This is a genomic window from Huaxiibacter chinensis (genome assembly GCF_022171985.1).
Classification (GTDB): domain Bacteria; phylum Pseudomonadota; class Gammaproteobacteria; order Enterobacterales; family Enterobacteriaceae; genus Enterobacter; species Enterobacter chinensis_A.
Genome location: NZ_JAJVHF010000001.1, coordinates 37999 through 49367, shown reverse-complemented (window position 1 = coordinate 49367; position 11369 = coordinate 37999). Strand labels below are relative to the sequence as shown.

Genomic DNA, 11369 nt, shown 5'->3' with positions numbered 1-11369 from the left:
CAGTACACACAGCAGTCGATCTTCTTGCATGCCCACTTATTATTTCCTTGTAGCAGGTATCCTTATTTATAGCATCTTTACTGAAAAAATAAAACTATTGAGAGTGATTGATTTCACGAATCCTTAAGATAAATCCTGACTTTTAATTTCTGGTAAATTTAACTTAAGCGTCATTTAAGTTTGCCAGACCATTATTTTACGCATGTTCCCACGTTATTATTTCGCTGTTGAGCACCCGTGGTTGTGCGGACGCCGTTGAGCCCCATGCTTAGCCCGGGTATAGTAAGCTTTCAGATGTAGCCGGAGAATTTCCATGAAACCAGACGACAAATCGCTTTTTCTTGACGCCATGGAAGATGTCCAGCCTCTGAGACAGTCAGCCGACGTTCACTGGCAGTCAGTGCGTAATACACGCACGCGGCAAGCCATGGATACCCTGCAACTCGACAATTTCCTCACGCTGGGCTTCCTTGAAATCATTCCGCTCGCCGAGCCGCTGGCCTTTCAGCGAGAGGGCGTGCAGCACGGCGTGTTTGATAAACTCCGCAGTGGCAAATACCCACGCCAGGCCAGCCTTAATCTGTTGCGTCAGCCAGCAGAGCAGTGCCGGCAAAAGCTGTTTGCGTTTATCCACCATGCCCAGCAGGACGGTTTGCGCAACCTGATTATCATTCACGGGAAAGGTCGCGATGATAACGCCCATCCCAATATTGTTCGCAGCTACCTGGCGCGCTGGCTAACAGAGCTGGACGCGGTTCAGGCCTTCTGTGTTGCGCTTCCCCATCATGGTGGAAGCGGGGCGTGCTATGTGGCTCTGCGTAAATCGGATGAAGCCCGGCTGGAAAACCGGGAACGGCATGCCAAGCGCAGTCGTTAGTCACCCCTGGAGCATCGCTGCCAGGAAATTGACGGCGATAAAACAGGCGAGGGTTGTTGTCCGCTCGCCTTTTGCGTGAACAGGTATTCAGAACGTTTCCCAGTTCCCTTCGGTTGCTGGCTGCAGCACTTTTACCGCTTTAACCGGCGCGGCGCGTGGTGTCTCGACGGAAGGCTGTGCATTAAGACGAAATGCCGCGACAGCCTGACGCAACTGTTCTGCCTGATCTTCCAGAGCGGCGGCAGCTGTGGCTGATTCCTGCACCAGCGCCGCGTTTTGCTGCGTGACGCTATCCATCTGCGAAACGGCCAGGCTGATCTGCTCTATACCGCGACTTTGCTCGTCGGAGGCAGAGGCAATTTCACCCATAATGTCGGTGACCCGTGTCACTGCCGCGACGATCTCCTTCATGGTATCACCGGCTTCGCTAACCTGATCGGAACCGGTATTCACGCGGTTGACCGAATTTTCAATCAGGGCTTTGATCTCTTTAGCCGCTTGCGCGCTGCGACTGGCCAGGGTGCGAACTTCACCGGCGACGACGGCAAATCCACGCCCTTGCTCACCCGCACGAGCCGCTTCTACTGCCGCGTTCAGGGCCAGAATATTGGTCTGGAAGGCGATGCTGTCGATAACGCTGGTGATGTGGGCAATTTGCTGAGAACTGTCGGCGATCTCGGTCATCGTGCGCACGACGTTATCCACCACGCGCCCGCCGCGCGCTGCCGTATCCGAGGCATTTTTCGCCAGCAGCGTGGCCTGACGGGCATTGTCGGAGTTTTGTTTTACCGTTGCCGTCAGCTCTTCCATGCTTGTGGCGGTTTCTTCCAGCGAGGCAGCCTGTTGTTCCGTGCGCGCAGAGAGATCGTTACTCCCCGCTGCAATCTCACCGGCGCCAGTGTAGATGGAATCCGTACTCCCGCGTACGACGCTGACGGTTTTGACCAGCGAGTGCTGCATCTCATGCAAACCGGCAGCCAGTTGGCCCATTTCGTTGCGGCTGTTGATGGCGAGGGTGTGGGTCAGATCGCCCTGAGTGATGGTGCGAATATGGTTCATCACGCTACGAAGCGGTTTCAGGAGCAAATTCTGCAGACCGTACCAGATCACAATCAACGTGGCGATCACCACCAGGAAAATGGTACCCAGCGTCCATTGCATATGGATGAAACTGTTTTGATTCTCAATGGCTGCGGCTTTAGAAAGGGTGTTATTTTCTGCACGCCAGCGGTTATAGACGCTCTCCATGGCATCCTGCGCCTGCTGTGCATCAAGATCGCCATAGGCCTGATAGTTATCGGCACGCAAATACTCAATCGACAGGCGCATGACGTTGTGCATATCGCCGTAGGCTTTTTTCATTTCAGCGGTTAATGCGGAATCTTGTCCTTTAACCGGCGGCATGGCTTCCCAGGCGCTGTAATAGGCTTCGGCTTTACTCAGTGATTGATCGGCCTGGCCAAGGAGTTTATTGATCCCCGCCAGAGCGGCCGGATCGCGTTGGTTCTTAAGAAAACGTATTGCTACCCGCGTGATGGTGACGCGCGTTTTGACCAGCGTGTTCACGCTATCACTCAGATTTTCCTGTTGAGCGTTGAGGCTACCGGTATTCTGGAAATTATGACGATCGTTGTTAACGGCCGAATAGAACAAGCCTCCCGTAAGGGCTTGCAGCAGACAGAACAAGACCAGTGCAAATATGATCCCGGTAACTACGTGCAGATTTTTCAGCATGACGGACGTCCATTATGTTTGCAGGAGTTGCATCATTACTATCGACGTAGCCGCCCTAAACTTTAATGTACTATCGCTTAACTAATCGATTTGTTTTTGTCGAATCTTTATACGAATGAGAGAAAAGCAGCGCGTCCCGATCCTCGTGTGACGCTAAGCTGTTGACGCGATTAGATTCGTGCCTTTTTACGCACCACCAGCCAGATTCCTGCCAGCACAGCGAGCATTGAAAAGAACATTCTCAGCGTCAGCGTTTCGCCTAAAAACAGTACCCCGGCGAGCGTCGCCAGGCAGGGGACACTGAGCTGCACCGTACTGGCGGTCACGGCGTCTATTTCAGGCATGATGGCATACCACAGCACATAAGCGCCTGCCGAAGCGAGTGCCCCAGACATGACGGCCAGAACGATACCGTGATAGTCATAGTGCAGGTCCGATCCCGAAACGAACAGAGCAACCACGGCAAAGGGAACCGCCAGTAAAAAGTTGGCGGCGGTAGACATCCCCGGATCCGTTGAAGATCTGCCGGACAGCGAATAGGCCGCCCATGCCGCGCCCGCAATGCCCATCAACAGCGCGCTCTTCAGAGGCGGCGCGACCACGGCAGGCAGCAGGAGTAGGGCGATGCCAGCGATCGCCACGATCAGCCCACAGCTTCTGGTGAGGTTAAGTCTTTCGCCGCGCAGTAACCCGGCCATGACCATCGTGATTTGCACGACGCCAAAAAGTAAAAGGGCACCGGTCCCTGCGTCCAGGCTGATGTACGCAACGGAGAAAAACAGCGCGTACAGTGCCAGAAAAAATGCCTCGCTCAGTTTCCAGCGGCGCGTTGCCTGCGTCCGCTTTTTTAAAAGCAGCGGTAACAACACCGCCGCGCCGCTGAGCAGCCGAAGCGTGCTGAACAAAACCGGTTCAATATGCGCGCCCTTAAGGGCGAGGCGGCATAAAACGGAGTTCGCGGCAAAGGCCACCATCGCCAGGCAAATTTTCACAGCGAGTGAGGAGCGATTAACGGACACAGCATCTCCGGCTTAAATTCTGAATGTCATCAAGACGTTCATTCAATTAAAACACACGCGGCTTGATCTGAGGGCAAAAAACATAATACTGTATATAAATACAGTTAACGATGTGGCAGGCAATTATGAGCGCGCTTTACGCATATGCATCCGGCAATATCATGGCGTTACCGCTTTTTCTTGAGCGTGTGGCCTGTGGCTTCCCCAGCCCAGCGCAGGATTATGTCGAGGATCGCATAGATCTAAACAAGCTGGTGGTGACGCACCCCAATGCAACTTACTTTGTCAAAGTCAGCGGCGATTCCATGATCGGCGTCGGGATTGGCGAGGGTGACTTACTGGTTGTCGATCGCGCGTTAACGGCGGGGCACGGCAACATCGTGGTGGCGGCTGTGGACGGAGAATTTACCGTAAAAGAGCTGCAAACGGTCCCTTTCCTGGCGCTGGTGCCGCACAACCCGCAATACCAGCCCATTACCTTTCAGCCAGACGAAGAGGTACAAATCTTTGGCGTGGTTACTCATAGCTTAAAAAGTCATCTTCATGTTCGCGCTGGTTGATGTTAATAGCTTTTACACCTCCTGTGAGACGGTTTTCCGGCCCGATTTGCAGGGTAAACCGGTGGTCGTGGTCTCGAATAATGACGGCTGCATTATTTCCCGCTCCGCAGAAGCAAAAGCGTTGGGCATTAAGATGGGCGCGCCCTGGTTCAAGATCAAGCACGATCTGCGGCGTCAGGATGTGGCGGTCTTCAGTTCGAATTATGCCCTGTATGCCGATCTCAGCCATCGGGTCATGGCGACGCTGGAAGAGATGGCCCCGGCAATCGAAGTCTATTCCATTGATGAGGCTTTCGTGGATCTCTCGGGTATCGCAAACCTCATGCCGCTGGAAAGCTTTGGGCGGCAGATGCGTGAACGGGTTAAAAAAATTACCGGCCTGACGGTCGGCGTGGGGATTGCTCCGACGAAAACGCTGGCTAAAGCAGCCAATTACGCGGCAAAAAAATGGTCGCAAACCGGCGGCGTTGTCGATCTATCACAGAGCAAACGCCAGCGTAAATTGCTTCCCCGGGTGCCCGTCGAAGAGGTCTGGGGCGTTGGGCGGCGGATTGCCAAAAGACTCAGGCTCATGGGCATTGAAACGGCGCAGCAGCTGGCAGACTGTTCTACCTGGGTGATACGCAAAGAGTTTAACGTCGTGATGGAGCGCACGGTCCGCGAACTGCGTGGAGAGTCTTGTCTGGAAGTCGACGAGTTAATCCCGACCAAACAGCAAATCATCTGTAGCCGCTCCTTCGGCCATCGGATCACGCAGTATGCAGATATGCATCAGGCGGTCTGTGCCTATGCCGAGCGTGCGGCGGAAAAGCTCCGGGCCGAGCACCAGTACTGCTGTGCAATCAGCGTCTTTTTACGCACCAGCCCGCATGCGGGGGATGACATTTTCTATGGTCCGCAGGCCAGCGGTCGACTGGCCGTTCCGTCTGATGACACGCGCGACATCCTTCGTGTCGCAACCCAGGCGCTGGACAGGATCTGGCGCGATGGCTTTCGCTACATGAAAGCAGGCGTCATGCTGAGTGATTTTTTCGGGGAGGGCGAGGCGCAGCTTAATCTGTTTGAGGAACATCAGCCGTACGCCAACAGCCAGGCGCTGATGGACGTTGTCGACAAACTAAATGGTTCCGGGCGGGGAACCATCTGGTTTGCCGGGCAGGGGGCGCAAAAAAGCTGGGCGATGAAGCGGGAAATGCTCTCACCGGGATACACCACGCGTTACGCCGATTTTCCGATAGCAAAATAGACCGTATCCCGGGTGCTAACGGAAACGAGCGGCAGGCCCTGCTTACAGGCAAGCAGCGGGCAGATTAAGTACGCCGCTTTCTGCTTATCGATGATTCATGTCGCTCAGTAAGACGGCGAGGGTTTTCCCGCCAGCCGTTTGTTCCAGGGCAATTTTAACGATTATCGTCAGCGGCACGGAGAGCAGCATTCCCACCGGGCCTAACAGCCACCCCCAGAAGATCAGTGACAAAAATACCACCAGCGTCGACAGTCCCAGGCCTCGTCCCATCATGCGCGGTTCAACAATATTGCCAAAGACCAAATTAATGACCAGGTAACCGGCCAGGACGATTAACGCGTCGTACAGTCCGCCGAATACCAGCACCTGCGCGATAGGCGGAATGGCCGCCAAAACGGAGCCAATGTTGGGGATATAGTTGAGGGCAAAAGCCAGCAACCCCCAGACAAAGGCGAAGCGCACATCCAGTGCCGCGAGCATGCCCCAGGCCACCAGCCCGGTCACAATGCTGATAGCCGTTTTCAGCACCAGGTAGCGAGAAACGCTATCGAGCGCGCGTTGTATCGCGCCCATCCCTTCAGCCGGACGGCTCATAATATGCTGCAGCTTAGCGGGTAACTGAGGCACCTCGAACAGCATAAAGACCACCGTCAGCAACAGTAAAAAAATGGAGGTCATGGCGTTAGAGAGTTGCGACAGAATACTGGTGACCAGCCCCATCGCGGCGTTAGGGTCGATGTATTTGAGTAACTCTTCAACCGAGACTTCAATGCCCGCCCGCTGCAACCAGGGTTCGATTTGTTGCAAAGGAATGACCAGCGATGAACGATACTGCGGCAGGGTACGGGCCAGTTCGTTGAGTGAGGTGCCAAGATAGGCCATCAGCAACACCATCGCCATGATGATCACCGTGATGAGCAGGGTAATCGCCAGCACCCGGGGAACGCGCAGCCGCACCAGACGCTGTACCAGCGGGTTCAGAATCACGGCGATGAACAGGGCCAGTATAAACGGCACGATAATATCCGCCGCAAAGCGGATCCCCGTAAGGATAATCACCAGCATTCCCAGCATAATGACAATTTTTAATCCGTTCAGGGTAATAATAGGTTTGGCCATGGGTGTTCCTGCATTTGTCCTTTTATTTATAATAGATGCAAAGGGCGGACAATATACTAACGTAAGTCAAACAGGCTGGGTAAAGAATTGAAAATCCTTTGAGTTTAAACTAAGCTTATGATACAAATCAGCCGTGTTTAACTACTGAGGACAATTTTCATCCGCAATGACGAGAAGCAATACCGCGGATAATTGTAATATTATGGACAATCGGTTCAGGACGTACGTTTCAAAAAACTTCGCTGATATCTCTACCTCCTTCTTCCTGCTGTCAGGTGAGCAACACTGGCGCAACGCACTGTAGTCCCGTCTTCTGCCTGAGCTGGCGCATCGCGCTTAGCTATCTGATTTTATATCTTTTTTCTGGAGTTTGTCGCTATCGGCAAGCTGCTGTAGATCATATTCTCATGCAGGAGAAAAAACATGTTTTACTGGATCCTGTTAGGCCTGGCGATCGTTGCTGAAATTACGGGTACGTTGTCCATGAAATGGGCAAGTATGAGTGATGGCAGTACCGGGTTTATTTTAATGCTGGTGATGATTTCCCTCTCGTATATTTTCCTGTCGTTTGCGATTAAAAAAATCGCCCTTGGCGTGGCGTATGCGTTATGGGAAGGGATCGGTATTCTGTTGATTACGCTTTTTAGCGTACTGATATTTGATGAAACTTTATCAACAATGAAAATTGCCGGACTGACCACGCTGGTGGCGGGGATTGTGCTGATCAAATCAGGCACGCGCAAACCGTCGAAAAAACAGAAGGAGCAGACTCATGCAACAATTTGAGTGGGTTCATGCGGCGTGGCTGGCTCTGGCAATTGTACTGGAAATTGTCGCCAACGTTTTCCTGAAATTTTCTGATGGTTTTAAGCGCAAAAGCTATGGGTTGATGTCCATTGCTGCGGTGCTGGGCGCGTTCAGTGCGCTATCGCAGGCAGTAAAAGGGATCGATCTGTCCGTGGCCTATGCACTGTGGGGCGGTTTCGGTATCGCAGCCACGCTGGCGGCAGGCTGGATCCTCTTTGGACAGCGACTCAACGCGAAGGGCTGGATAGGCCTGATCTTATTAATCGCCGGTATGGTGATGATTAAACTGGCCTGATGTGATCGCTGCCTGCATTTACAGGCAGCGAAATCCGTCGCCTGTATTACGCTTAGAAAAGGCGTGTTTCCGAGGGCGGCGAATGTATAACCCGTTAAGCTGGCGCAATATTTCTACCGCAAAAACGTTGTTTGTGATGACTTTCATGGCGGGGTTGGGCCTTATTGTCTCTATTGTCGCGCTACTTTACCTTTCGCTGCACCTCATCAGCAGTAAAACCAACGAAATTGACGAACACCGGACGGCATTGTCCGTAGAGGGTGCCATTCAAACGTCGGTAAACCGCGTCTGGTCTTTAGTGATTGATAACGCCGTCTGGGATGATGCCGTACGCGAAGTTTACCGTCCCGAGCTGGATACCGACTGGCTCTACAACACCTGGGGTGCAGGGTTTAAAATCAATAATCTCTACGACGGCACCTTTGTGCTGGATGAACATTTTAATGTCATGTGGGGGTCATCCTTCAGCAAACCGTTCACAGAAAAAGACCTCTCATTTTTTGGCGCTGGCCTGCACGCGATGATCCGTGAACACGCGGAGGGTTTAGCCTCAGAAAACACGATTTATGCCGGCATCACCCGCACCCGCAGCGGGATAGCGTTTATCGGAATCGGCCTGATTCGGCCTATGGTTGGCCGTCTGCAGGCCCGCGACGGCGTTCGTCGCTATCTGGTGATAACGCGTCACCTCAATCCGCAAATTCTTACCGCTCTCGGCAATACCTTTCAGATTGAAAACCTCACCTACACCCAGGATCGTATCACTCAGTCCAGCGTCCCGTTAAAAAGCGCAGGTAATGAACGTGTCGGTTATCTTAACTGGACGCCCGGGCAGACGGGGGCCCTGGCGGCGCGTGCAGCGTCCGGTGATTTCACCCGGATCGTTGTTTTGGCCGCAGGCTTAATCCTGCTGTTCATCCTGGTCAGCAGCATTGGGCTCTACAAGCTTGCGCGGGGAGAAAGTCTGGCCCGCAGGGTGGCGAGAACCGACTGGTTGAGTCATTTACCCAATCGCCGGGCTTTAATTGAGGAGCTGGAAAGCGTCAGCCAGCGCGGTGATAGCGATGTTAAGAGCGTGGTCTTCCTCGATCTGGATGGTTTTAAGGACGTGAACGATATCTACGGGCATGACGTAGGGGATGAGTTGATCATTCTGATTGCCCGCGAGTTGCGGGATCGCGTACCCCAGGGCGGCATGCTGGCTCGAATGGGGGGCGATGAGTTCGCCATGACCGTCGGCGGCGATCGCTCCGAAGCCCTGGCGGCTGAGTTCGCCGGCAACGTTTTGACCTTACTAAACACGCCCATCCGTCTGGGTGAACGCACTCTCTATATGAGCGCCAGCATTGGCATCGCCACCGGCAGGTTAACTGAATGTACCAGCTCAGAACTCTTTCGCCGGGCGGATATCGCTATGTACCACTCAAAAATAACCGGAAAAGGGCGAGTCACGCTTTATGATGCGGCGCTGAACAGCGCGCGCGAGCAACGCCTGTCTATTGAAAATGAGATCCGCGCGGGACTGGAACGCAATGAGTTCGAGGTGTGGTATCAGCCCATTATAGATGCCCACAGTCAGAAGATGACCAGTGTTGAAGCGCTGGTTCGCTGGCCGCGCCGTCCTGCGGGGGAACTGCGTCCGGATGCGTTTATAAGCATTGCGGAGACCAGCGGACTGATATATGGGCTTGGGCAGTTTGTGCTGCGCCGCGCCTGTCAGGATTTGGGTCCTTTCAGTGATTTAAAACTCTCGGTAAATATCTCTCCCGCACAGTTCCGCGATCCAGAATTTGAAGAGAAAGTGGCGAACGTCATCGAGATGACCCGATTCCCGTCAAATCGGCTGCAGCTTGAGGTGACCGAAACCTACGTTCTGGAAAACCCGGAGCGCGCACGTGTGGCCATTGCCAGCCTTAAAACACTGGGTATAGCGATGGCGCTGGATGATTTTGGCACCGGTTACTCCAGTATTGGCTATCTGCGTCAGTTTAACTTCGACACCATCAAAATCGACAAATCACTGGCAGGGCTGGTGGATAACGATGAACAGGCTGCGGCACTGGTAAGCGGGACCGTACGTATTGCCAACGCGCTGGGCATGACCGTGGTAGCGGAAGGGGTTGAAAACGAAAAACAGATGAAGCTGTTACGGCTGGCTGGCTGCGATCAGTTGCAGGGTTTCTGGTTCAGCCAGCCGATGCCAGTCGAGGCGTTAAGGGCAGTACGTCAGGTACGGCAGTGTTGATTTACTGCTGCGCCAGGGCATCCAGCTTGTCGCGAAAACCGGTCACCGAAAGTGCACGGTTATCGGCCCGATAGCGATCTTTTGCCGCAGGTGCAGAGCTTTGCACGCCGATTAACTGCCAGCCGCTGCCGGTGTTGAGCATTAACGGTGAGCCACTGTCGCCGGGCAACGTGTCGCATTGATGGGACAACACGTTATTTTGCGCCCAACCGGTGACGATGCAGTCGGTGTGCGTATAAAGCGAGTCCAGATGATCGAGCGGATAGCCTGACTGCGTTACTTTACGATCCACCGTTTTAAGCGCGGCGGTTAATGCCGCTTTATCTCCATCGAACAGCGGCAACGGGGTGATGCCGGAAGGGGGATTGCGCAAAATGATCAGCCCGAAATCCCATTCAGCCGCGCCGGGTGGCACAATCCAGCCGTCACCGTCGGGCTTCAGGTGTTTACCTAACGAGGCATCTACCCGGCCTTCAACGTCATGAATTTCATAACGCCACAGACCTTTTTTCGAGATAAAGCGCAACGCTACCGCTCTGTCCGGTTTCCCTTTCGGGGGGATCAGTAAACAGTGCCCGGCCGTTAATGCCAGATGCGAGGAGATCAACGTTGCAGTACATAAATTACCGCTGGCGGTTTCCAGTTGCCCGATAGCATCCCAGGGCGCTTGCGTTGGATCGGAGACACGCGTCCGGTCGTCATGACCAAAGAAGAGGGTTTTGACCTCCGGAGGCGTTATCGCATCTTCATCGCCATCATCCGCGTGCGAAAAGCCCGACATCAGGCATAACGTTCCCAGTAACAGCACAAAAGTTTTCCGCATATCTCACTCAAATGGGGTAATTATGATTATTAAAAGTGAACCCTATGAAAATACTATAGACGGGACGACGGGAAAGTGGGAGTAAAATCAGCGTGCTACATTCAGGAAAGATAAAAGTGGCTGGCGATGAGCGCGCATAAAATAAGCATGATAAGAATGAACTCAAACCGATAGCGCCGCAGCATACGCCCTCCGGATATCATTACGGCGCTGAGCCTTGTCGGGTTCAGCGCCGGTTTACTCACCTGCCCGTTAGGGCACGAATGACCTTGAAGCTTAAGCCGCTGGCTGAGCAGCAGGTTTAGCCGCGTCGTGTTTTACCGCTTTTTTGTGGTGCTTTTTAGCGGCCTGCGCTTTTTGCTCTACAGCAGGTTTTGCTGCTTTTTTATGATGTTTCTTAGCAGCCTGGGCTTTTTGCTCAACGGCTTTTTTGTGTTTTTTGTGATGCACAGTTTTTGCAGGTGCTGCTTTGGTGGTTGCAGCAGCAGTTGGCGCTTGCGCAGGGGTAGCGGTTGCGGTCATGTCAGCAGCGAATGCAGCAGAAGACAGACCCATAGCAGCGGCAACAACCAGAGCTAATACTTTTTTCATTGTGAAACCCTCGAATTTGGTTTTTCAGTTAACCCCACTGCGGGGCCGTTGAA

The 11369-nt window shown here is 53.4% G+C and carries 13 protein-coding genes; 7 read left to right on the top strand and 6 right to left on the bottom strand.

Annotated elements, in window-relative coordinates; genetic code table 11:
* Positions 1-313 precede the first annotated feature (313 nt).
* Positions 314-877 carry a DNA endonuclease SmrA gene (smrA, locus tag LZP96_RS00255; RefSeq protein ID WP_258925599.1) on the top strand — a complete coding sequence of 188 codons (564 nt, stop codon included), beginning with the start codon at positions 314-316 and terminating at the stop codon, positions 875-877.
* A gap of 87 nt (positions 878-964) precedes the next feature.
* Here smrA and tcp read toward each other — a convergent pair whose 3' ends face one another.
* Entirely contained in the window at positions 965-2611 is a 1647-nt protein-coding gene (tcp, locus tag LZP96_RS00250) for a methyl-accepting chemotaxis citrate transducer (protein ID WP_258925598.1), read from the bottom strand.
* Positions 2612-2781: 170 nt separating this feature from the next.
* Positions 2782-3585, bottom strand: a complete 804-nt coding sequence (locus tag LZP96_RS00245) for a DMT family transporter (protein ID WP_258925725.1) — start codon at positions 3583-3585, stop codon at positions 2782-2784.
* Between the two features lie 170 nt (positions 3586-3755).
* On the opposite strand from LZP96_RS00245, the gene umuD reads away from it, so the two are divergent.
* Both umuD and umuC read left to right on the top strand, forming a co-directional pair.
* Positions 3756-4190: a translesion error-prone DNA polymerase V autoproteolytic subunit gene (gene umuD / locus LZP96_RS00240; RefSeq protein WP_064325940.1), complete on the top strand. Its 435-nt coding sequence runs from the start codon at positions 3756-3758 to the stop codon at positions 4188-4190.
* On the top strand, positions 4174-5436 hold the full coding sequence (gene umuC, locus LZP96_RS00235) for a translesion error-prone DNA polymerase V subunit UmuC (protein WP_258925597.1): 1263 nt from the start codon (positions 4174-4176) through the stop codon (positions 5434-5436). The genes umuD and umuC overlap by 17 nt, the downstream gene beginning before the upstream one ends.
* 84 nt (positions 5437-5520) lie before the next feature.
* On the opposite strand, the gene LZP96_RS00230 is transcribed toward umuC, so the two are convergent.
* Entirely contained in the window at positions 5521-6555 is a 1035-nt protein-coding gene (locus LZP96_RS00230; protein WP_064325942.1) for an AI-2E family transporter, read from the bottom strand.
* A 166-nt stretch (positions 6556-6721) separates the two neighbouring features.
* On the opposite strand from LZP96_RS00230, the gene LZP96_RS24270 reads away from it, so the two are divergent.
* The 4 genes from LZP96_RS24270 (at position 6722) to LZP96_RS00215 (ending at position 9902) form a co-directional block, all read left to right on the top strand.
* A complete protein-coding gene (locus LZP96_RS24270) occupies positions 6722-6859 on the top strand; it encodes a protein YdgV (protein WP_445297871.1) in 138 nt (45 codons plus the stop codon).
* 119 nt (positions 6860-6978) lie between these two features.
* A complete protein-coding gene (mdtJ, locus tag LZP96_RS00225; RefSeq protein WP_258925596.1) occupies positions 6979-7341 on the top strand; it encodes a multidrug/spermidine efflux SMR transporter subunit MdtJ in 363 nt (120 codons plus the stop codon).
* Positions 7328-7657 (top strand): multidrug/spermidine efflux SMR transporter subunit MdtI, encoded by a 330-nt coding sequence (gene mdtI / locus LZP96_RS00220; protein ID WP_258925595.1) that lies wholly within the window; start codon positions 7328-7330, stop codon positions 7655-7657. The genes mdtJ and mdtI overlap by 14 nt, the downstream gene beginning before the upstream one ends.
* Before the next feature lie 82 nt (positions 7658-7739).
* Positions 7740-9902 carry a putative bifunctional diguanylate cyclase/phosphodiesterase gene (locus tag LZP96_RS00215; protein ID WP_258925594.1) on the top strand — a complete coding sequence of 721 codons (2163 nt, stop codon included), beginning with the start codon at positions 7740-7742 and terminating at the stop codon, positions 9900-9902.
* Between the two features lies 1 nt (position 9903).
* Here the strand turns inward: LZP96_RS00215 and LZP96_RS00210 are convergent, their stop codons facing one another.
* From LZP96_RS00210 to asr, 3 genes are all read right to left on the bottom strand, one after another.
* Positions 9904-10725 carry a trypsin-like serine peptidase gene (locus tag LZP96_RS00210; RefSeq protein ID WP_258925593.1) on the bottom strand — a complete coding sequence of 274 codons (822 nt, stop codon included), beginning with the start codon at positions 10723-10725 and terminating at the stop codon, positions 9904-9906.
* Between the two features lie 101 nt (positions 10726-10826).
* Positions 10827-10910, bottom strand: coding sequence for a small membrane protein YdgU (ydgU, locus tag LZP96_RS24165; protein ID WP_087892597.1), 84 nt, complete (start codon positions 10908-10910; stop codon positions 10827-10829).
* Positions 10911-11001: 91 nt separating this feature from the next.
* Entirely contained in the window at positions 11002-11316 is a 315-nt protein-coding gene (gene asr / locus LZP96_RS00205) for an acid resistance repetitive basic protein Asr (protein ID WP_064325947.1), read from the bottom strand.
* Positions 11317-11369: the final 53 nt, after the last annotated feature.

Coding starts and splice junctions, on each gene's coding strand:
- smrA (WP_258925599.1), top strand. CDS start 314: ATGAAACCAGACGACAAATCGCTTTTTCTTGACGCCATGGAAGATGTC.
- tcp (WP_258925598.1), bottom strand. CDS start 2,611: ATGCTGAAAAATCTGCACGTAGTTACCGGGATCATATTTGCACTGGTC.
- LZP96_RS00245 (WP_258925725.1), bottom strand. CDS start 3,585: ATGGTGGCCTTTGCCGCGAACTCCGTTTTATGCCGCCTCGCCCTTAAG.
- umuD (WP_064325940.1), top strand. CDS start 3,756: ATGAGCGCGCTTTACGCATATGCATCCGGCAATATCATGGCGTTACCG.
- umuC (WP_258925597.1), top strand. CDS start 4,174: ATGTTCGCGCTGGTTGATGTTAATAGCTTTTACACCTCCTGTGAGACG.
- LZP96_RS00230 (WP_064325942.1), bottom strand. CDS start 6,555: ATGGCCAAACCTATTATTACCCTGAACGGATTAAAAATTGTCATTATG.
- LZP96_RS24270 (WP_445297871.1), top strand. CDS start 6,722: ATGACGAGAAGCAATACCGCGGATAATTGTAATATTATGGACAATCGG.
- mdtJ (WP_258925596.1), top strand. CDS start 6,979: ATGTTTTACTGGATCCTGTTAGGCCTGGCGATCGTTGCTGAAATTACG.
- mdtI (WP_258925595.1), top strand. CDS start 7,328: ATGCAACAATTTGAGTGGGTTCATGCGGCGTGGCTGGCTCTGGCAATT.
- LZP96_RS00215 (WP_258925594.1), top strand. CDS start 7,740: ATGTATAACCCGTTAAGCTGGCGCAATATTTCTACCGCAAAAACGTTG.
- LZP96_RS00210 (WP_258925593.1), bottom strand. CDS start 10,725: ATGCGGAAAACTTTTGTGCTGTTACTGGGAACGTTATGCCTGATGTCG.
- ydgU (WP_087892597.1), bottom strand. CDS start 10,910: ATGCTGCGGCGCTATCGGTTTGAGTTCATTCTTATCATGCTTATTTTA.
- asr (WP_064325947.1), bottom strand. CDS start 11,316: ATGAAAAAAGTATTAGCTCTGGTTGTTGCCGCTGCTATGGGTCTGTCT.